Genomic DNA, 22,534 nt, shown 5'->3' with positions numbered 1-22,534 from the left:
CGATGAGTCCCCGCGCCCATCTGGTGCTGATCGGCGGTGGCCATGCCCATGCGCTGGTGCTGCGCGGGATGAGGCAGCGCCCCGACCTCTCGGTGACGCTGATCGACCCGGCGCCGAGGGCCGCCTATTCGGGCATGCTGCCGGGCTTCATCGCGGGCCATTATCCGCGCGCGGCACTCGAGATCGACCTCGCGCGGCTGACCCGCGCCGCCGGGGCGCGCTTCGTCATCGGCCGCGCCGAGGGGCTCGACCGGGCCCGCCGCCATGTGCTTGTCGCCGGGCAGGCGCCGGTGCCCTATGACATCCTCTCGCTCGATATCGGCATCACCTCCGATCTGCCCGACCTGCCGGGCTTTGACGATCACGCGGTCCCGGCCAAACCGCTCGGGCACTTCGCCGATCGCTGGGCCGGGTTCCTTGCCGGGGTCGCGGCGGGCCATGCCACGCCCCGCGTCGTGGTGATCGGGGCGGGCGTGGCCGGGGTCGAGCTGGCGCTGGCCGCCCGCCACAGGCTGGCAAAAGGCGGCGCCGCGCCCGAACTGACACTGATCGAGGCCTCGGACGAGATCCTGCACGACCTGCGCCCCGGTGCCCGCACGGCCCTTCTCGAGGCCCTTGCCCGGGCCGGGATCGCGCTCCGGACCGGAAGCCGGGTTGCACGGATCGGCCCCGGGGGCGTGACGCTTGCCGACGGCGAGAGCCTGCCCGCCGCCTTCGTCATCGGCGCGGCAGGCGCCCGGCCGCAGGGCTGGCTGGCCGAAACCGGGCTCGCCCTTACGGAGGGCTTCGTGACGGTCGACAGGACCCTGCGCTCGGTCTCGGATCCGAGGGTCTTTGCCGCGGGCGATTGCGCCCATCTCTCGCATGCGCCACGGCCCAAGGCGGGCGTCTTCGCGGTGCGAGAGGCGCCGATCCTGGCCCGAAACCTGATCGCGGGGCTGACCGGCGGCCGGATGCGCGCCTACCGGCCGCAGCGGCGATATCTCAAGCTGATCTCGATGGGCGAAAAGCGCGCCGCCGCCGACCGGCAGGCGCTGCGGATCGAGGGCCGCTGGGTCTGGCACTGGAAGGACCGGATCGACCGCGGCTTCATGCGCCGGTTCCAAGACCTGCCGCCCACCGGATGCCCCTGAGCCCGCCCCGGCCCTCCCGATTACTGCAAGACCTCCCGACAGCGCGCTCCGGCAAAGCGCCCGGTGCGCCATCGGCCTGCCGCCCCGAAGCCGCGCGATATGCCGCGCAGGTCCGGCTCTCGGGTCATGCCGGACGGGAAAAATCACCCGGCAAGGCAGCCTTCGGGAAGCGGATCGGCGGCAAGGCCGCTGGCGCGGTAAACTGCAAGCCCTAGCACTTCGTGCAAGAAGAGGGTCAAGAGGCCGAGGTTTTCCGGCAGGCCCGGGCTGGCGCGAAATCCGGGCGCAGTGCGGAAATCGACCGGATAGGGCAGGATGCCGCGCCAGCCCGCGGCGCAGAATGTGGCAACGGCACGACGCATGTGAAAGGCCGAGGTGACCAGCACCCAGTTGCCCGGCCGGTCGGGCACCAGCTCCACCGCCAGCCGCGCGTTCTCGGCTGTGGTGCGCGAGGCGTCCTCGAGGATCAGCCGCGATGGGTCGAGCCCGGCTCGCAGCAGCAAAGCCGCCGCCACATTCGCCTCGGGGATCGCGGCCGGATGAATCCGGCCGCTGCCGCCGGTGAACAGCACCGGCGCCTCGGGGAAACGCCGCACCACCGCAAGCACGGCAAGAAAGCGATCGCCCGCCTCGTTGACGGTTGGCTGAGCGCGCGCCACCGAAATCGTCGGCTCCTCGCCGCCGCCAAGAACGACGATGCCCGCGACCGGACGGCCCTCGATGGCGGGCACCGGATAGGCAGCCTCGAGGCGAGCCATGGCGCGGGGCGCCAGCGGCGTCAAGCTCAGCGCCAGCAGCGCGATCAGGACGAGCCCGAGAACCGCGCGCCCGGCCCCGAACCGTCGGCGCCAAAGCAGCAGCAGCCCGAAACCGAGGCTGACAAGGATCAGCGTGTCGGGGCGCAGCAGCGCCCGGCAGAGCTTTGAGGCGACGAAGAAGACGTCGCCCCAAAGGTCTTACCCGTCGAGCCCGAAACCCCGGCGGCCGACCGCCACATAGGCCTCGAACCCGGCCTGCCGCACATCCTCGGGCGGGTAGATGTTGCGCAGATCGGCCAGCCGCGGCACCGCCATGAGCCTGGACATCTGGCCGAGATCGAGCGCGCGGAACTCGTTCCATTCGGTCAGGATGACCAGTGCATCGGCCCCTGTCGCCGCGGCATAGGGATCCTCGAGCCAGTCGACGCCGGGCAGCAGCTTCTCGCCTTCGCGCCGCCCCTGCGGATCGACCACGCGGACCTTCGCGCCGCCGCCCACCAGGGCGGGCACGATGGTCAGCGAGGGCGCCTCGCGCATGTCGTCGGTATTGGGCTTGAAGGTCACCCCCAGCACCGCCACGGTCTTGCCGTTGACGCTGCCGCCACAAAGATCGACCAGCTTGTCGACCATCCGCCGCTTGACCCGGTCATTGACCTCGATCACCGTCTCGGTGATGGCGCAGGGCGAGGCATGATCCTGCCCGATCCGGGCCAGTGCGTTGGTATCCTTGGGGAAACACGAGCCGCCATAGCCCGGCCCCGCATGCAGGAACTTGTTGCCGATCCGGCCGTCCAGCCCCATGCCCTTGGAGACCGCCTTGATGTCGGCGCCGACCTTCTCGCAGAGCATCGCCATCTCGTTGATGAAGGTGATCTTGGCCGCAAGGAAGGCGTTGGCGGCATATTTGATCATCTCGGCCGATTCCAGATCGGTATAGACGACCGGGAATTCGCGCAGGAAGAGCGGCCGGTAGATATCGGCCATCACGGCGCGGGCGCGTTCGGCCTCGACCCCCACCACGACCCGGTCGGGCCGCATGAAATCGTCGATGGCGGCGCCTTCGCGCAGGAATTCGGGGTTCGAGGCGACGTCGAACTCGGCCGCCGGATTGGCCTTCGCCACCACCTCGGCCACCTGCCGGTTGGTGCCGACCGGCACCGTCGACTTGGTGACGATGACGCAATAGCCCGTCAGCGCCATGGCGATCTCTTCGGCGGCGGCCATCACATAGCTCAGATCGGCATGGCCGTCGCCGCGCCGGGTGGGCGTGCCGACCGCGATGAAGACGGCATCGGCGCCGGCCACCGCCGCCGCCAGATCGCCGCTGAAGGACAGCCGCCCCGCCGCCACGTTACGCGCCATCACCGCCTCGAGCCCGGGCTCGTAGATCGGCACCTCGCCCCGCATCAGCATCTCGATCTTGCGCGGATCCTTGTCGATGCAGACGACCTCATGCCCGAAATCGGAAAAACAGACACCCGACACCAGCCCGACATAGCCCGTGCCCACCATCGCGATCTTCATGCGCAGCCTCCTCGAAAACCGTTGCAAAGGCGCATGCGACGGCGCGGAGCGCAAGTCAACATCGCTTTGCCGCGCGGATCTCCGCTTGTGGACAGGGCGGACACAACCCCTTCACGGAATTGACAAACGGCGGCGAGGACGGTTTCTGGGCCCGGCAGGCGGACGACGCCTGCGGAAACGCGCATGACATCGACAGACCCACCGCTGGGCCCTGCCCTTCTGACCCTTGCCACCGGCGCCACCGGCGCGGCGCTTGCCGCGCTGCTGCATATGCCTGCGCCATTCATCACCGGCCCCGCGCTGAGCGTGACCCTCGCCGCGCTTGCGGGGCTGCGCGCCGATCTGCCCCGCGTCTTCCGCGATGCCTGCTTCGTGGTCCTCGGCGTCAATCTCGGCGCCAGCGTCACCCCCGAGGCGATCGACACCGCGATCCACTGGCCGCTGAGCCTCCTCGTGCTGGCGATCTCGGTACTGACGATCATCGGGCTTGGCGCGCGGCTCCTGCGTCGCCTGTTCGGCTTCGACCGGATGAGCGCGCTGCTGACCGCAACCCCCGGACATCTGAGCTTCGTGCTGAGCCTGTCGACCGACCTGCGCGCCGATCTGCCGCGGGTGACGATGATCCAGACCGTCCGCGTGCTGGCACTGATCCTGCTGGTGCCGTTCCTCGCGCCGCTTCTGGGCCAGGGCGATCTGCCGGTCGTGCCGCCGCAGACGGCGCCGCCGATGCCGCTCCGGGGGCTGCTGGCATTGCTCGCCCTGTCGGGCGCGGCCGGGCTCGCGCTCGACCGGCTGCGGGTTCCGGCCGGGCTTTTGCTGGGCGGGATGGGGCTTTCGGCGCTTGGCCATGCCACCGGGACGATCCAGGGCACGGTTCCCGTCTGGCTGTCGGTGCCGGCCTTCATCGCCATGGGCACGCTGATCGGCACGCGGTTCTCGGGCGTGACCCCGCGCATGCTGCTGCAGTCCCTGGGCGCGGCAAGCCTGCTGACCGGTTTCGCCGCGCTGGTCTCGCTGGTCGCGGCGGCGCTGGTGGCCAAGCTTCTGGGCCTGCCGATGCTGAGTGCGCTTATCGCCTTCGCCCCGGGCGGGCTCGAGACGATGATGGCGATGTCGCTGCTTCTGAACGCCGATCCGGCCTATGTGACCACGCATCACGTGTTCCGCCTGCTGATGCTGACGGTCGCGCTGCCGCTGCTGGTGGCCCGGACCCGGGCCGTCATCGCCCGCGAGGCCGCCGCCGCGCCAACGGACAAGGCCCCGGATTAGAGCCTCGGGCTGTCGCCTCTGGCCTGCGCAAGGGGTAAGGCCCGACTGGCTATTCGCGCGCGCGCAGTACCCGGGCCGGCCGTGCCGCCAGCGGCCGCCAGGCGAAGGCAAGCCCCGCCAGCAGCGTCGCCAGCGCACCACCCAGGACGATGGCCAGCGCCGAGACCGGCTCGAAGCGGTAATCGCCCTCCATCACGAAGCGCATCACCGCCCAGCCCGCGACCCCGCCCGCGAAGATCGCGACGGTCCCCGCCGCCGCCCCCAGCATCGCCGAACGCAGCGCGAAATAGGCCAGGATCTGGCCCCGCACCGCGCCCACCGTCTTCAGCACCGCCGCCTCGAAGATCCGCGCCCGCTGACCGGCCGCGGCCGCGCCGATCAGCACGATCACCCCGGTCACCAGCGTCGCCGAGGCGCCATAGGCGATGGCAGCGGCAAGGCCCGACAGCACCTCGGCCACCCGGTCGAGCGCATCCTTGATCCGGATCGCGGTGATGTTGGGATAGGCCGAGGCAAGATCGCGCAGGATCGCCGCCTCGGCCGATGGCTCGGCATAGATCGTGGCGATATGGGTATGCGGCGCCCCTGCGACGGCGGCCGGATCCATCGTCATCACGAAGCCGATGCCCGCGGTCGAGAAATCGACCTCGCGGAAGCTCGTCACCGTCGCGGTGATGTCGCGGCCGAGGATGTTGACGGTGATCTCGTCACCAAGCTTCAGCCCGATCTCGCCGGCCTCCTCGCGGGCAAAGCTGACCTGCGGCGGCCCGTCATAGCCGGGAGGCCACCAGAGCCCGTCGGTGACGACGGTGTTTTCCGGCGGCCGGTCGGCATAGGTCACGCCCCGGTCGCCCCGCACCACCCAGTGATCGCCCGCCACCTCGCGCGCGGGACGGCCGTTGATCCGGGTCAGAACGCCGCGCAGCATCGGCGCGGTCTCGACCCGGCTGACACCAGGATCGCGCCCGAGCCGGGCCAGGAACCCGTCAAGCTGGCCGGGCTGGATGTCGACCACGAAATAGGAGGGGGCACGTTCGGGAAGCTCCTGCCGGATCGCGCTCCGGAGGTTCGAATCGATCTGACCGATGGCGGCAAGGATCGACAGCCCAAGCCCCAGCGACAGTACCACCGAGGCGGTCTCGCCCCCCGGCCCGCCGACCGCGCCCAGCGCCAGCCGCAGCGCAGTGCGCCCGCGCAAAACCCGCGCCCGGGCCGCGACACGCGCGATCCGGCGAAGCCCCGCCGCGGCCAGCACCAGAAGGCCCAGCGCGCCGAGAATGCCCGCCGCTGCCCAGAACGCCAGTTTCGGCACGCCCGAGAACCAGGCCGCTATCCCGATCAGCGCCAGCGCCAGAAACACCGTCGCCGCGATATAGCGCGGCCGCGGCCAGGCCCGGATCCGCCCCGAGGCATCGCGAAACAGCGCCGCCGCCCGCACCTCCTCGGTCCGGGCCAGCGGCCAGAGCGTGAAGAGGAGCGCGGTCAGAACGCCGTAAAGCGCGGCTTCTGCCAGCGGCCCGGCATGGACCGTGAACTCGGCCGGAACCGGCAGCTGCGCGGCGAGGAAAGGCCCGGCCGCCAAGGGCAGCAGCGCGCCCAGCCCGAGTCCAAGAAAGATGCCAAGCCCGGCCAGCGCGCCGATCTGCATGAGATAGGCCGCGAGGATCGTGCCGCCCTCGGCGCCCAGCGTCTTCAGGATCGCCACCACCTCGGTCTTGCCGTCGATATAGGAGCGCACCGCCGCCGAGACGCCGACACCGCCCACCGCCAGCCCGGCCAGCCCGACCAGCACCAGGAACGAGGCCATGCGGTCGACGAAGCGGGTCATGCCGGGCGCGCCGTTCCGGGCATCCCGCCAGCGCACGCCCCGATCGGCAAAGCGGCTCTCGGCCGCGCGCTCGAGCGCGGCGATGTCATGGCCGGGCGGCAGTTTCAGCCGGTACTTGACCTCGTAAAGCGTGCCCGGCGCCAGCAGCCCCGAGGGCTCGAGCGCGGCCTTGCGCAGGATCAGCCGCGGTCCCAGCCCGAAGCCGGCGCCTGCCCCGTCGGGCTCGCGCAGCAAGACCGCGGACAGCCTGTAATCGGCGGTTCCCAGCCGGAAGCTGTCGCCCGGCACAAGGCCCAGCCGGTCGGCCAGCACCCGCTCCATCACCGCGCCATTGCCCGCGATGGCCTCATCCAGCGGTATCGGCGGGTCCAGCACGACCTGCCCGTAAAGCGGATAGGCATCGTCGACCGCCTTGACCTGGGTCAGCCCGCGTTCGGTCTCGCCATCGCGCACGACCGCCACCATCGAACGGAAATCAACCACTTCCGACAACGCCGCCGACACGCCCTCCATCCAGGGGCGTTCCTCCTCCGAGGCAAAGCGGTAGGTCAGCGTCATCTCGGCATCGCCGCCCAGAAGCGCCGCGCCCTCGCGGGTCAGCCCGGCCTCGATGCTTTCGCGGACCGAGCCCACCGCAGCGATGGCCGCGACGCCCAGCGCAAGACAGGCGAGAAAGACATAGAAGCCGCGCAGCCCGCCGCGCAGCTCGCGCCGGGCGATCCGGGCCGCGACCGCAAGGCTCATTCCGCCGCCCTCTGCGCGGCTTCGCCTGCGATCCGCCCGTCGGCCAGCTCGATCACCCGGTCGCAGCGCGCGGCCAGATCGGCGGCATGGGTCACCAGCACCAGCGTCGCGCCATGACGGTCGCGCAGCCCGAACAGAAGCTCCATGATCGCCGCGCCATTGGCGCCGTCGAGATTACCGGTGGGCTCGTCGGCCAGAAGCAGATGCGGGCGCGGCGCGGCGGCGCGGGCCAGCGCCACGCGCTGCTGCTCGCCGCCGGACATCTGGCTGGGATAATGGTCGATCCGGGCGCCGAGCCCGACCGCGCGCAGCTCGTCGCGGGCCCGCTCGAAGGCGTCGCGATGACCCGCCAACTCCAGCGGCGTCGCCACGTTTTCCAGCGCGGTCATGGTCGGGATCAGGTGGAAAGACTGGAACACCACGCCCATATGTTCCCTGCGGAACCGGGCGAGCTGGTCCTCGTTCATCGCCGTAAGATCGCGGCCCAGCGCCGTCACCCGACCCGCGCTGGCCCGTTCGAGCCCGCCCATCAGCATGAGGAGAGACGACTTGCCCGATCCAGACGGACCGACCAGCCCCAGGGTCTCGCCCGGCGCCACGTCGAGCGAGATGCCATGCAGGATCTCGACCGGGCCGGCATTGCCGGCGAGCGTCAGCGTCACGTCGCTGAGCGAAAGAATCGGGTCTGCCATCGCGCGGTGCCTCCATTGCCTGCCCTCCCCCCGATATGGGGCGGCCGCCCGCGCCCTCAACCTGAGCGTGGCATTGATGCTGGCACTGGGCCTCTCTGCCGGCGCCGGACCCGCCCGCGCCGAAATCACCCTCGCCGCCCTCGGCGACAGCCTGACCCAGGGCTACGGCCTGCCGCAGGAAGAGGGATTCGTGCCCCAGCTTCAGGCCTGGCTGAGAGCGCAGGGCGCCGATGTCACGGTTCTGAATGCCGGGGTCTCGGGCGACACCACGGCGGGCGGGCTGTCCCGGATCGGCTGGACGCTCACGCCCGAGGTCGACGGGCTGATCGTGGCGCTTGGCGGCAACGATCTGTTGCGCGGCATCGACCCGGCCGCCTCGCGGGCCAATCTCGACGCGATCCTGACCCGGGCCGAGGCCGCGGATGTGCCGGTCCTGCTGGTCGGGCTCGATGCGCCGGGCAATTACGGGCCTGAATTCAAGGCCGCCTTCGACGCCATGTATCCCGAACTCGCCAGGGCCCATGACACGCTTTATTTCCCGAATTTCCTCAAGGGCCTGACCGATCTGCCCGACCGCGGCACGGCGATGGCGCGCTACATGCAGGATGACGGCATCCACCCCTCGGCCGCAGGCGTGAAACTGATCGTCGAGGCGATGGGGCCGAGCGTGCTCGAACTGGTCGACCGCGCCGGGGCCGGCGCCGGGGGCTGAGTCTGGGCCAAAGACGGGATCTGAGCGGACCGGGACCGCGATCCTGCACCGAAAGGCGCGGCTTTTGACAGGTCTGCCCTGCCCCGTCCGGCTTCAGCCCTCTGGCCAAGCCCGCCCGCTTGGCGTTAGGTGAAGGCCGATTGACGGAGGCGCATTTGGACCCGATCCCCTATCTCACCGACCTTCTCGGCCCCGCCCATGTGCTGACCGGCGAGGATACAAGACGTCACGCCCATGACTGGACCGGCAAATACAAGGGCACGCCCGCCGCGCTGCTGCGCCCGGCCGACCGCGACCAGCTTGCCGCCATCGTGACCTTCGCCGCCCGGAACCGGCTGGCGCTGGTGCCGGTCGCGGGCAATACCGGGCTTGCGGGCGGGGCCTATTGCGATGGCGCGCTGATGGTCTCGGTCGAACGGCTGAACCGGATCCGCGAGATCAACCCCCGCGCCCGGACCGCAACGGTCGAGGCGGGCGTGATCCTGTCGCAGCTCCATGACGCGGCCGAGGCCCGGGACATGGTCTTTCCGCTGACATTTGGCGCCCGCGGCTCGGCGCTCATCGGCGGCGTGCTCTCGACCAATGCCGGCGGCTCGAACGTGGTGCGCTATGGCAGCACGCGCGGGCTCTGCCTCGGGCTCGAGGCGGTGCTGCCCGACGGTCGGGTGATGGATGTGATGAGCCCTCTGCACAAGGACAATACCGGGCTCGACCTCAAGGATCTGATGATCGGCGCCGAGGGCACGCTGGGGATCATCACGGCGGCCGTGCTAAAGCTTTTCCCGCGCCCCCGCGCCTATGCCACCGCCATGGTCGCGGTCAGCGATCTGGATGCCGCGCTCGATCTCCTGAACCGGCTGCAGGAGGCCACGGGCGGCGCCGTCGAGGCCTTCGAATACATGCCCGACGACTACATGCGCCAGCTGTTCCGGCTGCGCCCCGAGATGCGCCCGCCCTTCGACCGCACCTATCCGGTCAGCCTCATGGTCGAGATCGGCGCCACCGCACCGCGCGATGCCACGCCCGGGCCCGATGGCAGGCTGCCGGTGGTGCAGCTTCTGGAAGACACGCTGGCCGAAGGCTTCGAGCGCGGCGAGGTGCTGGACGCCGTCGTCGCCCAGAACGAGACCCAGCGTCAGGAGATCTGGGCCCGGCGCGAGATCTCGGCCGAAATCTGCTTCTCTGCCCCGCATGTGGTCGACAACGACATCGCGCTGCCGCTCGACCGGGTCGGCACCTTCCTCGGGCGGATGGCCGCGCGCCTGCCGCAGATCGATCCGGGCGCCGAAAGCGTCACCGTGGGCCATCTGGGCGATGGCAACCTGCATTACACGGTCTGGGCCAGTTCGGGCAGCGCCGATCTCAAGGAAGCGCTCCGCGAGGCGGTCGAGGACGAGGTCGCGGCGCTCGATGGCAGCTTCTCGGCCGAACACGGGATCGGGCTGTCGAAACTCTCGACCATGGCACGGCGCAAGAACCCGGTGGCGCTGGACGCCATGCGCCGGATCAAGGCCGCGCTCGACCCCGAGGGCATCATGAATCCCGGCAAGCTGGTGCCGCCCGCCCGGGACTGACGGCGCGGCCTTGAAACGGAAAACGCCCGGCCTTGCGGCCGGGCGCTGCTATCGTCCCGATGGCTCCTGCCGGGGCTCAGTCCCAGTCGAAGAAGCCCTCGCCCGCCTCTTCGCGCAGCTTCTTGCCAAGCGCAAAGCCCATCTCGGCCGCATCCTCGATGGGGGCGCGATCCTCGCCCGCGATCCGCTCCGAGCCGTCGGGACGCAGGATCTCGCCCCGAAGCCAGAGATTGCCGCCCTCGTGCAGCGCAAGCCCGCCGATCGGCGTCTCGCAGGAGCCGTCCAGCGCGTCGAGGAAGGCGCGTTCGCAGGCCATCATCTCGCCCGTCGCCTTGTCATGCAGCGCCTCCAGCAGGTGACCGGCCAGCGCGTCGTCGACACGCCGTTCGATCCCGATAGCGCCCTGCGCCACGGCCGGCAGCATCTCTTCGGGTTCGATGGTCGAGCTTGCGACCTCTTCCATGCCCAGACGGTTCAGCCCGGCCATCGCGAGGAAGGTCGCCTCGGCCACGCCATCTTCCAGCTTCTTCAGCCGGGTCTGCACATTGCCGCGGAATTCCACCACCTTCAGGTCGGGCCGGTAGTTCAGCAGCTGCGAGCGGCGCCGCAGCGACGAGGTGCCGACGACAGCGCCCTCTGCCAGATCCTTCAGCGATCCGGCGGTCTTCGAGATGAAGGCGTCGCGGTAATTCTCGCGCGGCAGGAAGGTGTCCAGCACCAGCCCCTCGGGCTGCTCGACCGCCATGTCCTTGGTCGAATGGACCGCGATGTCGATCTTGCCGCCCAGCATGGCGTCCTCGATCTCCTTGGTGAAGAGACCCTTGCCGCCAATCTCCTTCAGCGCCCTGTCGAGCACCCGGTCGGCAATGGTGTTGATCACCACGATCTCGAAGGCATCCTCCGGCAGATCGAAGGCCTTCATCAGCCGTTCGCGGGTTTCATATGCCTGGGCCAGCGCCAGCGGCGAGCCGCGCGTGCCGATCTTCAGGGGTGAAGCGGGGGAAGGAAGTGTGATAGCCATGCCCAAACCTCTAATCGCGTCACGTCGTCCTGACAACTCGGCCTGTCTTGACATGCTGACGCAAGCAGGGGACGACGGGCCGCACACATAAACGGGGACGACGATGGCGGAAACTAAAAAACTGCTGCGGGCACTTTCCGGAGAGACGATGGACGTGCCCCCGGTCTGGCTCATGCGCCAAGCGGGGCGCTATCTTCCTGAATACAAGGCCACCCGCGCCGAAGCGGGCGACTTTCTGTCGCTGTGCTACAACTCGGAGCTTGCGGCCGAGGTGACGCTGCAGCCGATCCGCCGCTACGGCTTCGATGCCGCCATCCTGTTCGCCGACATCCTGCTGCTGCCGCAGGCGCTGGGCGCCGAGCTGTGGTTCGAAACCGGCGAAGGCCCGCGCATGTCGACGATCACCGGTCCCGAGGGGCTGAAGGCGCTGAAGGGCAAGGACGACATCCACGACCACATGGCCCCGGTCTACGAGACCTGCCGGATCCTGTCGCGCGAGCTGCCGAAAGAGACCACGCTGATCGGCTTTGCCGGCGCGCCCTGGACGGTGGCGACCTACATGATCGCCGGTCGCGGCACCAAGGACCAGGCGCCGGCCCATGCGCTGCGTCAGGAGGACGAGGCGACCTTCGCGGCGCTGATCGAGCTGTTGACCGAGGCCACCATCGAATACCTGTCGAAACAGGTCGAGGCGGGCTGCGAAGTGGTCAAGATCTTCGACAGCTGGGCCGGATCGCTGAAGGGCGAGGCCTTCGACAAATACGCGCTGGAACCCGCCAAGCGGATCATCGCCGAGATGAAGGCGCGGCATCCGGGCCTGCCCTGCATCGCCTTCCCGCGCGAAGCAGGCGACAAATATGTCGGATTCGCCAGGGCCACCGGCGCCGATTGCGTCGCGCTCGACAATTCGGTCTCGGCCGAATGGGCGGTCGAGAACGTGCAGAAGGACGGCTGCGTCCAGGGCAACATGGACCCGAAACTGATGGTCACGGGCGGTCAGCAGCTGATCGACGAGACCAAGCGCATCAAGGAGGCCTTCTCGAAAGGCCCGCATATCTTCAACCTGGGCCATGGCATCACCCCCGATGCCGATCCCGAGAATGTGACGATGATGCTGGAGGCTCTGCGCGGCTGACGCGCAGTCCATTGGGACTCCGGGAAAACCTTGCAAACGCCCGCGCGGAATTCTCCTGTGCGGGCGTTTCCAAAACGATGCTTCTCCTCCGTCCGGATTGAAGCGCAGGGGCCGGACCGCTAGCTATAGCGCAATTGTGCTCCCAGTTTGCCCGGGGATCCATGGCCCTGCCCTCGAGAGATCACTCCGTTTCCGATGCGCGCCTGCGCGCGGTCGACGTGGCCATCGCGCTGATGCAGGCGCGGGGAGAGGCCGATTTCACCATGGCCGAGCTGGCCGCTGCGGCAGGCCTGACCGAGGCCCGGCTTGCGGCGGAGTTTCCCGATCGCGACGCGCTGCTTGCCGAGTTGCGCCGGGTCTCCTACGACCGGCTTGCCGACCGCCGCTCCGCGCTTTACGCGGCACCTGGCGGCGATCCGGCGGCACGGCTGATGCGGGGCGGGCAGGATTATCTCGACTTCGCCCGCGCCAATCCTGCGCTTTACCGGCTGATGTTCTGCTCCCCCGGCAGCGGCGGCATCTCCCGGATCATTGCCGAGGCCATGCCCGCCGAGGCGCTGGACGCGCTGACCGAAGGGGTGCGGCGCTGCCAGCGGCAGCGCGGCCGACGCACCGATAAGGCCCATGAACTGGCCTTCCTGTACTGGACCACGCTGCATGGCGTGGTGGTGCTGGCCCTCGACGCCGGCGACACGGTCGAAGGCTCCGCCGAGGCAGACAGGCATTGGGCAAAGGCTGCGGCCAGCTTTGCCAGGCTGACCGAGCTGATCTGCGCCTCGAGCGACGGCTGAGCCCGCGGCTCAGTCACGCCTTTTCCACGGGGGCCCGCCCGCTCAGGGCCAGCTGGCAAGCGGCGGCATGCTCATCAGCACCGCTTCCGGATCATGCCCGGTCTCGAGCCCGAATCGCGTGCCTCGGTCGTAAAGCAGATTGTATTCGGCATAGAGCCCGCGATGGGCAAGCTGGGCGGCGCGGTCCGCCTCGGTCCAGGGCGTCCGGGCGCGGCGTTCGACCAGCGGCAGGAAGGCGGGCAGGAAGGCGCGGCCGACATCCTGGGTGAAGGCGAAATCCGCGGCCCAGTCGCCCGAATTCAGATCGTCGAAGAAGATCCCGCCGACGCCGCGGGCGCGGCCGCGATGCGGAACGTGGAAATACTCGTCGGCCCAGGCCTTGAAGCGCGGGTAATGGGCCAGGTCGTGACGGTCGCAATGCGCCCTCAGCACACCGTGAAAGGCGGCCGTGTCCTCGTCGCGCGGCAGGCAGGGGTTCAGATCGGTGCCGCCGCCGAACCACCAGCCATGCGGGGTCCAGAACATCCGGGTATTGAGATGCACGGCCGGAGCATGCGGGTTCTGCATATGCGCGACGAGGCTGATGCCCGAGGCCCAGAAGCGCGGATCCTCCCGCATGCCCTCCAGCCCCTTGCGCGCCGCCATCGCCGCCTGCGCCTTCGGGTTCAGCGTGCCATGGACGGTCGAGACATTGACCCCCACCTTCTCGAAGATCCGGCCGCCGCGCATCACGCTCATCAGACCGCCGCCGGCATCCGAACCGTCCTCGGACTTCCGGCGGGTCTCGGTCACCTCGAAACGGCCCGGCTCGCGCCCGGCCATCGCTTCGGGCGCGAGGCCCTGCTCCAGCGCCTCGAAGGCGGCAACGATCTCGTCTCGCAGGTTACGGAACCAGGCGGCAGCCTGCGCTTTGCGGTCATCGAACAGTTCGGTCATCGCGCCTCTCTCCCTGTGGTGGCAATCAGCTATCAGCTTATCTCCGTCCGCGCCACCATGCCGCATGGTTCCGTTATCGCGCCGGGCGACGTAAGATGGGCCATCCCTCCAGGAGAGTTTCCATGCGTGCGCTTGCCCTCTTGTTCCTTCTCCCTCTGGCCGCCTGTGCGACCCCGCGCCAATCCTGCGAGAACGCGGCGCTTTACGATCTGCGCGTGCTCGACAAGCTGATCCGGCAGTCCGAGCAGACCATCGCCCGCGGCTTCGGCTATCGCCGCGAGCCCTATGAGCGCAGCCGGCTGGATTTCTGCTATGGATCGCGGCTGGGGCGGAATCCGGCAGCGGGCTTCACCTTCTGCGACTGGCCCGAGCTCGGCGTGCGCGAGGTTCCGGTGGCGGTCGATCTGGCCGCGGAGCGGCGCAATCTGGCCGAACTGAAGGCCAAGAGGGCCGAGACCGAGCGGCGCGCGGCCCGCGCGCTTGCCGATTGCGCCGCGCGCTATCCGGCCCATCCGAAGGACTGACCTTGCCCGCGGGCTGCGGCGGGACCGAAGATCAGTCTCGGGGCGATCAGTGCGCGGGGCTGCCCACCGGGTCGATCAGCGTGCGCCCGCCATCGACGGCAAGGATCTGCCCGGTCATGAACTGCGCCGCGTCGGAAGACAGGAACTGCACCGTTTCGCTCAACTCAGACGCCTTGGCGATTCGCCCCAGCGGCGTGTGGTTGCGGATCTCGTTGCGATAATCCGGCTGATCCTTGAGGATGTTCTGAAGGCTGGCCGACATCACCGAGCCGAAGGCCACGCCATTGACCCGAATCCGGTGCGGCGCCAGCGCCACCGCCATCGAGCGGGTCAGCTGTTCCAGCGCCGCGCAGCTGACCGAATAGGCCAGAAGCTCGCCATGGGTCCGGGTCGCGGCGATCGAGGACATGTTGACGATGGCCCCGGCCTGGCCCTCGGTCTGGCCTGCCTCGCCGGCCTGCCGGATCATCCGCCGCGACACGATCTGGCTGAGCCGCAGCGAGGTCATCACGTTCTGCTCCATCATCACGTCGAACCCGTCATTGTCGGGGTCGAGCGGATCCGACAGCACCATCTGCCGGCTGGCATTGACCAGGATGTCGATCCGGTCGAAGGCGTCGATGGTGGCTGAGAGCAGGTTGGCGATGGTCAGCCGCTCGCGCAGATCGCCCGCGAAATAGCGCACCTTGCTTTCGGTCTCGGCATTCTTGCCGCATTCATCGACGAGCCGGGGCTCGTCGCGGTCGGCGAACATAACATTCGCACCGCGATCAGCGAAATGCCGGGCGATGGCCAGCCCCAACCCGTTGGCCGCGCCGGTCACGATCGCAGTCTTTCCCTGGATGGAAAAGGACATGAGAGGGGCCTCCTGATTCGGGGCGCAACACTATGCGATTTCAGCGGGGCCGACGAGACGGCCGCCGCGCAAGCAGCAATTTGAACCCGGCCTCGGCCCCGATTTCACGGGTTTCTCCGAAAAGCCCGGCCAGATCGCGTTCATAGGGCAGATGCCGGTTGGCGACGATCAGCGCCTGCCCATGCGGCGCCAGCAACCGCGCCGCCGCCGCCAGGAACGCCCGGCCAAGCCCCGGATCGGCGGCACGCGAGACATGGAAGGGCGGGTTCGTCAGCACCGTGTCGAAGCCGCGCTCGGCCTTGAAGGCCGTCGCATCGGCCCAGTGGAACCGGGCGCGCGGATCGGTGACATTCCCGCGCGCGCAGCTCAGCGCGGCATGATCGGCCTCGATCAGATGCATCTCGGCAATGCCCGGATGCGCGGCCAGCGCCTCGGCCGCGACATAGCCCCAACCCGCGCCCAGATCGGCGACCCGTCCCTTGAGCGGCGCCTGCAGCGCCCCTACCAGAAGTGCCGAGCCGCGATCGATGCTATCGGCCGAGAAGACGCCGGGCAGGGTCCGGTAGCGCCCGACGATCAGCCCGCCCTCGCCCGGCAGCCAATGGGCAAAGGCCGCAGGCTCGGCCGCGACGGCAAAGGTCTTGCCATGCGCCTTGGCGAAGGGGGCCGAGGGCTCGGCCCCGCCCTTGCGCAGTGCCTTCAGCAGGCTGTCGACCCCGTCGGTCTTGGCGCCGTCGACCAGCACCGGCCCGCCCCCTGTCAGCGCCAGCGCCTCGGCCAGCCGGGCCTGCGCCGCGGCCTTGGCGCGCGGCAGCACCACCAGCGCGGCCGCGAAGGCGCCCTCGGGCGCCACCGCCACATCCCAGCCGCGCGCGGCCCAGGCATCGTGATCGGGGGCAAAGCCCTGCACGATCTGCACGCGGTCCTTCGGCAGGGCCGAAAGATCGGCATCGGCCGGGGCGTCGAACACGGCGATCCGCCCGTCGGGCGGCACGGAAACGGCGCCGCTCTGCAGCGCCAGGGTCAGTCTCGAGACGGTCATGGGCGGGCTCTGGCCCTACTCCTTTTCCATCGTGCATTGCAGGGGGTGCTGGTGGCGGCGGGCGAAATCCATCACCTGCGCGACCTTGGTCTCGGCCACCTCGAAGCTGAACACGCCCACCACGGCGACCCCTTTCTTGTGCACGACCAGCATGATTTCGAAAGCCTGGGCGTGGCTCATTCCGAAGAACCGCTCGAGCACATGCACGACGAATTCCATCGGGGTGTAGTCGTCGTTCAAAAGCAGCACCTTGTAAAGCGGTGGCCGCTTGGTCCTGGGTTTGGCCTTGGTGATGACCCCGGTCTCGCCTTCGGGGTCGCCACTGTTGTCGGCCATCATGAGAAGATCGCTCGTCACGGGGTCCGGGCTCCGGCGAAGGTGATGGTATTCGGTTCAGATCACTTTATATATGCGGGCAACCCGTCCTGAAAAGGGGCGCAGGGACGCGCGGGACAACGCGAATGACCGGACGGATCACCACAATCGGTTTCGATGCCGACGACACGCTCTGGCAGAATGAACGGTTCTTCCGGCTGACCCAGGCGCGATTCGCCGAGCTGCTCGCCGATTACGCACCGCCCGAGCCCCTGATGGCGCGGCTGCTCGAGGCCGAGCGGCGCAATGTCGGACATTACGGATTCGGCATCAAGGGCTTCGTGCTGTCGATGATCGAGACCGCCATCGAGGTCACCGAAGAGCGGGTTCCCGCCACCGTGATCCGCGAGCTTCTCGCCGCCGGGCAAGAGATGCTGCGCCATCCGATCGAACTCATGCCCGAGGCCCGCGAAGCCATTCTCGCGCTGTCGGCAAGCCACCGTATCCTTTTGATCACGAAGGGAGACCTGCTCGATCAGGAACGCAAGCTGGCACAGTCAGGGCTGGGCGATCTGTTCGACGGCGTCGAGATCGTCAGCAACAAGACCGCGCCCCGCTACGGTGCCATCTTCGCCCGCCACGGTGAGGGCGCCGCACAGGCGATGATGGTCGGCAATTCGCTGAAATCCGACGTGATTCCCGCCATCGAGGCCGGCGCCTGGGGCGTTTTCGTGCCGCATGACCTGACCTGGGAGCTGGAACATGCCGAGCCGCCCCGGAGCCATGCACGCTTTGCCGAACTGACCCATCTGGGCGAATTGCCGGACCTGATCGCCCGGCTGGGCTGACATGTTGTGCCTGCGCCGGGCCAGACCGCGACATGTTGCAATGCCGCAGAAGCGGCGCCGATACCTTTGAAACACGGGTGTTTTCCCCCTTTCCTCAACGTGGTAGGGTTGGTGCGGAACGGGACCGCCCATAATAAAAATCCGGGCGGCGAGAGGCAGTGAAAAGGCAGACACACGTGAGACGAGCGAGTCTGTGCGTTCGGCGCGCGCTTCTATTTGCAATCCTTGCAATCGGCATGACGATGACCGCGTCCGGGCTCCGGGCTGCGCCCTCGGCCGCCTTCGTGGTCGATGCGCGCACCGGCGAGGTCCTGCATGCAAAGAACGCCGATACCCGGCTGCATCCGGCCTCTCTGACCAAGATGATGACGCTCTATATCGCCTTCGAAGCGATCGAGCATGGCGAGATCTCGCCCGAGACCATGGTCAAGATCTCGTCCCATGCCGCCTCCGAACCGCCCTCCAAGCTCGGGCTGCGGGCCGGCCAGAGGATCAAGTTCAAATACCTGATCCGCGCCGCCGCGATCAAATCGGCCAATGATGCCGCCACCGCCATCGGCGAGGCGCTGGAAGGCTCCGAGGCCGCCTTCGCCCGGCGCATGAACCGCACCGCCCGGGCGATGGGCATGAACCGGACTACCTTCCGCAATGCCAATGGGCTGACCGAAGAGGGCCATCTGTCGACCGCCCGCGACATGACCATCCTGGCCCGACATATCGTGTATGACTACCCCGGCTACTACAACATCTTCTCGCGCACCAATGACGACGCGGGCATCCGGCAGGTCTACAGCACCAATCGCCGCTTCCTTGGCAGCTATTCGGGCGCCGATGGCATCAAGACCGGCTATACCAATGCGGCGGGCTACAACCTCGTTGGCTCCGCCCGGCGCGGACAAGAACGCATCATCGCCACCGTGATGGGCGGGCGCAGCACCGCGGCCCGCAATGCCGAAGTCGCCAAGCTGCTCGATCTCGGGTTCCGCAAGGCGCCCACACGCGTCGCGATGCGGATGCCGCAAAAACCGCCCTATCTCACCGGCCCCGCCCGGCTCGCGCCGGTGCCCCCGGTCGGCAACGCCCCGGCCGTGGCGTTGCTGGCCCGCTCGCTGCGCCCGCAGGCCCGGCCCGGCATTCCGGCCCCGAGCGACGAGATGATCGCCGCCCTCGCCGCCGATGTCAGCACCGCAGTCTCGGCCGCGAAGGCCGAACTGACCGTGCCCGCCGCCGCACCCGCAGCCCCGGAAGCCTCTCCTGCCGCGCTGGCCGCCTCGCTCCTTCCCCGTGCCCGACCCGGCCGCGCGCAGCCGCCCGCGACACCCGAAAACGCCCCGGCCGGCGCCCCGTCACAGATCGCCGCCGCTGCGGCCGACACGCCGCCGACGCTCGAACTGGCCTCGGCCGATGCCACCCTCCAGACCGAGATCGTCTCGCGGCTGTCCTCGTCGGGCGGGCGCTACTGGGGCATCAATGTCGGCAATTACGGCTCGCGCTATCAGGCCGAACGGGTGCTGCTGCGCACCGCCCTGCAGGAAATGGGCATTCTCGACAATGCGCTGCGCAAGGTGGTGCAGGGCCGCCGCGGCTTCGAGGCCAATTTCGTCGGCATGACCGAAGCCGAAGCCGATCAGGCCTGCCGGCGGCTGCAATCGCATGGCGCGGCCTGCAACACCTTCGGCCCGCCCTCCTGAGCCGCCGCATGACCGCCTATGCGCTGCCGCCACCCCCCGTGCCATCGCTGGCCATCGCGGGCGATACCGCCCGCTTCCCGGTACGGCGGATCTTCTGTGTCGGCCGCAACTATGCCGAACATGCCCGCGAGATGGGCGCCGACACACGCGAACCGCCCTTCTTCTTCACCAAACCCGCCGATGCGCTGGTCGAAGACGGCGCCGACTGCCCCTACCCGCCCGCCACGACCGCGCTGCATCACGAGGCAGAACTGGTGATCGCGCTGGGACAGGGCGGCGCCGACATCCCCGCCGAGACCGCCCTGTCGCATGTCTGGGGATATGCCCCCGGCAACGACCTGACCCGGCGCGACCTGCAGGACGCGGCCAAGGCCGCCCGCCGACCTTGGGACATGGCCAAGGGCTTCGATGGCTCGGCGGTCTGCGGCGCGCTCGTCCCCGCCATCCGGATCGGCCACCCCTGCCGCGGCCGGATCCTCTGCCATGTCGAGGGCCAGCTCCGCCAGGAGGGCAATCTGGCCGACATGATCTGGTCCGTCCCCGAGATCGTCTCGCATCTGTCGCGGCTGGTCGCGCTGGCCCCCGGCGATCTGATCTATACCGGCACGCCCGCGGGCGTCGGACCCGTCGGACGTGGCCAGAGCTGCTCGGTCGAGATCGAGGGGCTCGGCCGGGTCACGACCCGTTTCTCCTGAGCCGGCTTCTTCTTGGAAAAATACCCCCGGGGGTCCGGGGGCAGGCAGCCCCCGGCGCCGCGCGCTGTCCTCAGGCCTCAGGGCCTCGGATGCTCGTCCCAGTCATCGTTCAGGATGCGACGGGAATCGCCTTCCGGGTCCTCGAACTGATGCGACCTGAGTGCCCAGAAGAAGGCGCCCAGCCCGAGCCCTCCGAGGAACAGCGATACAGGAATGAGATAGGCGATGATCTGCACGGGTCTCTACCTCAGCCGCAGGGCGTTCAGCGATACGGTGATCGACGAGGCCGACATTGCCAGCGCCGCCGCCAGAGGCGTTGCCAGCCCGACCAGCGCAACCGGGACCGCGATCAGGTTGTAAAGCGCCGATATCCCGAAATTCTCGCGGATCCGCCGCGTGGCCCTGCGCGCCGTCGTGACCGCGCCCCCGAGCGGCGCCAGATCGCGGCCCAGCAGCACGATGTCAGAGGCCACCCGCGCCGCATCGAGTGCGCTCGCGGGCGATATCGAGACATGTGCCGCTGCAAGCGCGGCGGTGTCGTTCAGCCCGTCCCCCACCATCAGCACGCGCCGACCCTCTTCGCTGAGCGCCTGAACCGCGGCGGCCTTGTCCTCGGGCAGCGCCTCGGCCTGCCAGTCCGGGATCCCGAGCCGCGCCGCCAGATCCGCGACCGGTCCCGGCGCATCGCCCGAGACCAGCCGGACCTTCAGGCCCAGGGCCACCAGCTCGGCCACCGCCGTCTCGGCACCGGGACGCAGCCGGTCGGCGAAGGTGAAGGCCAGGGGCGGCCGTAGCCCGACCCGCAACCAGGAGGCGGTCTCGGCGCCCGATGCCGCCTCGGCGCCGACCCAGGCGGCGCGGCCGAAACGCACCGTCTCGCCCCCGAGCGTCCCCTCGACCCCGTAGCCCGGCACCTCGCGGATATCGCTTACGTGCGCCGGATGCAGCCCCGCCTTGAGCGCCGCCTCGGCCAGCGCGCGCGCCAGCGGATGGGCCGAGCCCTCGGCCAGCGCCAGCGCGATTTCCAGATCGCGGCGGGCGTGATCGCCCAGATTGGTCGGCTCGGGCGCGCCAAGGGTCAGCGTGCCGGTCTTGTCGAAGACCACGGCATCGACCTCGGCCAGACGTTCCAGCGCGGTGCCATCCTTGATCAGCAGCCCGCGCCGGAACAGCCGCCCCGAAGCGGCCGTCGTGACCGCGGGCACGGCAAGCCCAAGGGCACAGGGGCAGGTGATGATGAGCACCGCGACCGCGATATTCAGGGCCAGGCGGATATCGCCGCCCGATATCCACAGCCAGGCCAGAAAGGCCAGCAGCGACAGCAGATGCACGCCCGGCGCATAGACCCGTGCCGCACGGTCGGCGAGCGAGGTATAGCGGTTGCGCGAACTTTCGGCGACGGCAACCAGATCGGCCATGCGATGCAGCGAGCTGTCCTGCCCGGCCGCGGTCACGCTCACGGCCAGCGGGCCGGTCAGGTTCACCTCGCCCGCGCTCAACGCAGTGCCCGGCCCGGCAAAGGCGGGCAGGGTCTCGCCGGTCAGAAGCGAGCGGTCGATCTCGGACCGGCCCTCGGCCACGACCCCGTCGACAGGAACCCGCGCGCCCGGACGCACCAGAACCACATCGCCGACCGCGATCTCGGCAATAGGCACCGTCTCTTCGCCCGCTTCGGTCCGGCGCTGCGCCCGCGGCACCTCGAGCGCGGCCAGTTCCTCGGCAGCCGAGCGCGCCACGGCACGGGTGCGATGGTCGAGATAGCGCCCCGCCAGGAGGAAGAAGGTCAGAGACAGCGCCGCGTCGAAATAGGCATGCTGGCCATGCTGCGCGGTCTCGTAAAGCGACATCCCGGCCGCCAGAAGGATGGCCAGCGAGATCGGCACATCCATGTTGAGCCGCCCGTGCCGCAGCACGGCAAAGGCGTTCCGGAAGAAGGGTTGGGCAGCGAAGACGATGGTCGGCAGAGCGATCATCGCCGAGACCCAGTGGAAGAGATCGCGCGTGGCACCTGCGGCGCCCGACCAGACCGCCACCGACAAGAGCATCACGTTCATCATCGCAAAGCCCGAGACGGCAAGCCGCATCAGGATGTCGCGCCCCGCCTTGTCGGTCGCGGTTGCCGCGATCACGCCGGGATCGAGCTCATGCGCCTCGTAGCCGATGGCCGCCAGCACCGCGATCAGCCGGTCGGCAGTGACGTCGGGCCCGGCCTCGACGGCGACGCGTTTCAGCGTCAGGTTCACCCGGGCGTTCAGAACGCCAGCCGTGCCGTTCAGCGCCCGCTCGACCGCCGAGATGCAGGCCGCGCAATGGATCGTCGGCAGCGACAGGAAAAGGCGTGCCTCCTTCGGAGCTGCGGCCGCAGCATCGGCCAGCGTTTCGGCCGAGGGCGCGACCGCGCAGGCCGGGCAGGCCGCCGGACGCATCTGCATCTCGGCGCTCATGT

General features: G+C 69.1%; 21 protein-coding genes. 10 read left to right on the top strand and 11 right to left on the bottom strand.

The window, feature by feature from the left end; all coding sequences use genetic code 11:
* The first annotated feature begins 2 nt into the window (after window positions 1–2).
* Complete coding sequence (locus B5V46_RS02855) at window positions 3–1,133, top strand: FAD-dependent oxidoreductase (protein ID WP_080615184.1); 1,131 nt, start codon at window positions 3–5, stop codon at window positions 1,131–1,133.
* Between the two features lie 143 nt (window positions 1,134–1,276).
* Here B5V46_RS02855 and B5V46_RS02850 read toward each other — a convergent pair whose 3' ends face one another.
* Window positions 1,277–1,891 carry a YdcF family protein gene (locus B5V46_RS02850; RefSeq protein WP_231119206.1) on the bottom strand — a complete coding sequence of 205 codons (615 nt, stop codon included), beginning with the start codon at window positions 1,889–1,891 and terminating at the stop codon, window positions 1,277–1,279.
* Window positions 1,892–2,089: 198 nt separating this feature from the next.
* Entirely contained in the window at window positions 2,090–3,415 is a 1,326-nt protein-coding gene (locus tag B5V46_RS02845; protein ID WP_080615182.1) for a UDP-glucose/GDP-mannose dehydrogenase family protein, read from the bottom strand.
* Window positions 3,416–3,598: 183 nt separating this feature from the next.
* On the opposite strand from B5V46_RS02845, the gene B5V46_RS02840 reads away from it, so the two are divergent.
* Window positions 3,599–4,684, top strand: coding sequence for an AbrB family transcriptional regulator (locus B5V46_RS02840; RefSeq protein ID WP_080615181.1), 1,086 nt, complete (start codon window positions 3,599–3,601; stop codon window positions 4,682–4,684).
* 49 nt (window positions 4,685–4,733) lie between these two features.
* On the opposite strand, the gene B5V46_RS02835 is transcribed toward B5V46_RS02840, so the two are convergent.
* Both B5V46_RS02835 and B5V46_RS02830 read right to left on the bottom strand, forming a co-directional pair.
* Window positions 4,734–7,256: an ABC transporter permease gene (locus tag B5V46_RS02835; RefSeq protein ID WP_080615180.1), complete on the bottom strand. Its 2,523-nt coding sequence runs from the start codon at window positions 7,254–7,256 to the stop codon at window positions 4,734–4,736.
* Entirely contained in the window at window positions 7,253–7,948 is a 696-nt protein-coding gene (locus tag B5V46_RS02830) for an ABC transporter ATP-binding protein (protein ID WP_080615179.1), read from the bottom strand. Before B5V46_RS02830 ends, B5V46_RS02835 begins: the two co-directional genes overlap by 4 nt.
* A 76-nt stretch (window positions 7,949–8,024) precedes the next feature.
* On the opposite strand from B5V46_RS02830, the gene B5V46_RS02825 reads away from it, so the two are divergent.
* The gene (locus B5V46_RS02825) at window positions 8,025–8,660 is read left to right on the top strand and encodes an arylesterase (RefSeq protein WP_231119205.1); all 636 of its coding nucleotides are present in this window, start codon (window positions 8,025–8,027) and stop codon (window positions 8,658–8,660) included.
* A gap of 155 nt (window positions 8,661–8,815) precedes the next feature.
* Entirely contained in the window at window positions 8,816–10,234 is a 1,419-nt protein-coding gene (locus tag B5V46_RS02820; RefSeq protein ID WP_231119204.1) for an FAD-binding oxidoreductase, read from the top strand.
* A gap of 76 nt (window positions 10,235–10,310) precedes the next feature.
* On the opposite strand, the gene hemC is transcribed toward B5V46_RS02820, so the two are convergent.
* Window positions 10,311–11,255, bottom strand: coding sequence for a hydroxymethylbilane synthase (gene hemC, locus B5V46_RS02815; protein ID WP_080615177.1), 945 nt, complete (start codon window positions 11,253–11,255; stop codon window positions 10,311–10,313).
* Window positions 11,256–11,358: 103 nt separating this feature from the next.
* Here hemC and hemE point away from each other — a divergent pair, with 103 nt between their 5' ends.
* Together hemE and B5V46_RS02805 are read left to right on the top strand one after the other, a co-directional pair.
* On the top strand, window positions 11,359–12,390 hold the full coding sequence (gene hemE / locus B5V46_RS02810) for a uroporphyrinogen decarboxylase (protein WP_080615176.1): 1,032 nt from the start codon (window positions 11,359–11,361) through the stop codon (window positions 12,388–12,390).
* A gap of 161 nt (window positions 12,391–12,551) precedes the next feature.
* Complete coding sequence (locus B5V46_RS02805) at window positions 12,552–13,181, top strand: TetR/AcrR family transcriptional regulator (protein ID WP_080615175.1); 630 nt, start codon at window positions 12,552–12,554, stop codon at window positions 13,179–13,181.
* A gap of 42 nt (window positions 13,182–13,223) precedes the next feature.
* Here the strand turns inward: B5V46_RS02805 and hemF are convergent, their stop codons facing one another.
* Complete coding sequence (gene hemF, locus B5V46_RS02800) at window positions 13,224–14,117, bottom strand: oxygen-dependent coproporphyrinogen oxidase (protein ID WP_080615174.1); 894 nt, start codon at window positions 14,115–14,117, stop codon at window positions 13,224–13,226.
* Window positions 14,118–14,239: 122 nt separating this feature from the next.
* On the opposite strand from hemF, the gene B5V46_RS02795 reads away from it, so the two are divergent.
* The gene (locus B5V46_RS02795; protein ID WP_080615173.1) at window positions 14,240–14,641 is read left to right on the top strand and encodes a hypothetical protein; all 402 of its coding nucleotides are present in this window, start codon (window positions 14,240–14,242) and stop codon (window positions 14,639–14,641) included.
* Window positions 14,642–14,687: 46 nt separating this feature from the next.
* On the opposite strand, the gene B5V46_RS02790 is transcribed toward B5V46_RS02795, so the two are convergent.
* Genes B5V46_RS02790 through clpS form a run of 3 tightly spaced genes read right to left on the bottom strand, consistent with a single transcriptional unit; the run spans window position 14,688 to window position 16,878 of the window.
* Window positions 14,688–15,497, bottom strand: coding sequence for an SDR family NAD(P)-dependent oxidoreductase (locus B5V46_RS02790; protein WP_080615172.1), 810 nt, complete (start codon window positions 15,495–15,497; stop codon window positions 14,688–14,690).
* 40 nt (window positions 15,498–15,537) lie between these two features.
* On the bottom strand, window positions 15,538–16,539 hold the full coding sequence (locus B5V46_RS02785) for a class I SAM-dependent methyltransferase (protein WP_080615171.1): 1,002 nt from the start codon (window positions 16,537–16,539) through the stop codon (window positions 15,538–15,540).
* Window positions 16,540–16,554: 15 nt separating this feature from the next.
* Entirely contained in the window at window positions 16,555–16,878 is a 324-nt protein-coding gene (clpS, locus tag B5V46_RS02780; protein WP_369822828.1) for an ATP-dependent Clp protease adapter ClpS, read from the bottom strand.
* Window positions 16,879–17,000: 122 nt separating this feature from the next.
* Between clpS and B5V46_RS02775 the strand changes: the two genes are divergently transcribed.
* From B5V46_RS02775 to B5V46_RS02765, 3 genes are all read left to right on the top strand, one after another.
* On the top strand, window positions 17,001–17,702 hold the full coding sequence (locus B5V46_RS02775; RefSeq protein ID WP_080615170.1) for an HAD family hydrolase: 702 nt from the start codon (window positions 17,001–17,003) through the stop codon (window positions 17,700–17,702).
* 236 nt (window positions 17,703–17,938) lie between these two features.
* Window positions 17,939–19,393, top strand: coding sequence for a D-alanyl-D-alanine carboxypeptidase family protein (locus B5V46_RS02770; RefSeq protein ID WP_080615169.1), 1,455 nt, complete (start codon window positions 17,939–17,941; stop codon window positions 19,391–19,393).
* Between the two features lie 8 nt (window positions 19,394–19,401).
* Window positions 19,402–20,088 (top strand): fumarylacetoacetate hydrolase family protein, encoded by a 687-nt coding sequence (locus B5V46_RS02765; RefSeq protein ID WP_080615168.1) that lies wholly within the window; start codon window positions 19,402–19,404, stop codon window positions 20,086–20,088.
* A 77-nt stretch (window positions 20,089–20,165) separates the two neighbouring features.
* On the opposite strand, the gene ccoS is transcribed toward B5V46_RS02765, so the two are convergent.
* Both ccoS and B5V46_RS02755 read right to left on the bottom strand, forming a co-directional pair.
* The gene (gene ccoS, locus B5V46_RS02760; RefSeq protein WP_080615167.1) at window positions 20,166–20,324 is read right to left on the bottom strand and encodes a cbb3-type cytochrome oxidase assembly protein CcoS; all 159 of its coding nucleotides are present in this window, start codon (window positions 20,322–20,324) and stop codon (window positions 20,166–20,168) included.
* Window positions 20,325–20,330: 6 nt separating this feature from the next.
* Window positions 20,331–22,532: a heavy metal translocating P-type ATPase gene (locus tag B5V46_RS02755; RefSeq protein WP_080615166.1), complete on the bottom strand. Its 2,202-nt coding sequence runs from the start codon at window positions 22,530–22,532 to the stop codon at window positions 20,331–20,333.
* Between the last annotated feature and the right edge of the window lie 2 nt (window positions 22,533–22,534).

It is taken from the genome of Rhodovulum sp. MB263, from assembly GCF_002073975.1.
In the GTDB taxonomy this organism is placed as follows: Bacteria; Pseudomonadota; Alphaproteobacteria; order Rhodobacterales; family Rhodobacteraceae; genus Rhodovulum.
Note: the sequence above shows the minus strand (reverse complement) of the source record. Positions and strands in the feature narration are given on the sequence as shown.

Coding starts and splice junctions, on each gene's coding strand:
- B5V46_RS02855 (WP_080615184.1), top strand. CDS start 3: ATGAGTCCCCGCGCCCATCTGGTGCTGATCGGCGGTGGCCATGCCCAT.
- B5V46_RS02850 (WP_231119206.1), bottom strand. CDS start 1,891: ATGGCTCGCCTCGAGGCTGCCTATCCGGTGCCCGCCATCGAGGGCCGT.
- B5V46_RS02845 (WP_080615182.1), bottom strand. CDS start 3,415: ATGAAGATCGCGATGGTGGGCACGGGCTATGTCGGGCTGGTGTCGGGT.
- B5V46_RS02840 (WP_080615181.1), top strand. CDS start 3,599: ATGACATCGACAGACCCACCGCTGGGCCCTGCCCTTCTGACCCTTGCC.
- B5V46_RS02835 (WP_080615180.1), bottom strand. CDS start 7,256: ATGAGCCTTGCGGTCGCGGCCCGGATCGCCCGGCGCGAGCTGCGCGGC.
- B5V46_RS02830 (WP_080615179.1), bottom strand. CDS start 7,948: ATGGCAGACCCGATTCTTTCGCTCAGCGACGTGACGCTGACGCTCGCC.
- B5V46_RS02825 (WP_231119205.1), top strand. CDS start 8,025: ATGCTGGCACTGGGCCTCTCTGCCGGCGCCGGACCCGCCCGCGCCGAA.
- hemC (WP_080615177.1), bottom strand. CDS start 11,255: ATGGCTATCACACTTCCTTCCCCCGCTTCACCCCTGAAGATCGGCACG.
- hemE (WP_080615176.1), top strand. CDS start 11,359: ATGGCGGAAACTAAAAAACTGCTGCGGGCACTTTCCGGAGAGACGATG.
- B5V46_RS02805 (WP_080615175.1), top strand. CDS start 12,552: ATGGCCCTGCCCTCGAGAGATCACTCCGTTTCCGATGCGCGCCTGCGC.
- hemF (WP_080615174.1), bottom strand. CDS start 14,117: ATGACCGAACTGTTCGATGACCGCAAAGCGCAGGCTGCCGCCTGGTTC.
- B5V46_RS02795 (WP_080615173.1), top strand. CDS start 14,240: ATGCGTGCGCTTGCCCTCTTGTTCCTTCTCCCTCTGGCCGCCTGTGCG.
- B5V46_RS02790 (WP_080615172.1), bottom strand. CDS start 15,497: ATGTCCTTTTCCATCCAGGGAAAGACTGCGATCGTGACCGGCGCGGCC.
- B5V46_RS02785 (WP_080615171.1), bottom strand. CDS start 16,539: ATGACCGTCTCGAGACTGACCCTGGCGCTGCAGAGCGGCGCCGTTTCC.
- clpS (WP_369822828.1), bottom strand. CDS start 16,878: ATGATGGCCGACAACAGTGGCGACCCCGAAGGCGAGACCGGGGTCATC.
- B5V46_RS02775 (WP_080615170.1), top strand. CDS start 17,001: ATGACCGGACGGATCACCACAATCGGTTTCGATGCCGACGACACGCTC.
- B5V46_RS02770 (WP_080615169.1), top strand. CDS start 17,939: ATGACGATGACCGCGTCCGGGCTCCGGGCTGCGCCCTCGGCCGCCTTC.
- B5V46_RS02765 (WP_080615168.1), top strand. CDS start 19,402: ATGACCGCCTATGCGCTGCCGCCACCCCCCGTGCCATCGCTGGCCATC.
- B5V46_RS02755 (WP_080615166.1), bottom strand. CDS start 22,532: ATGAGCGCCGAGATGCAGATGCGTCCGGCGGCCTGCCCGGCCTGCGCG.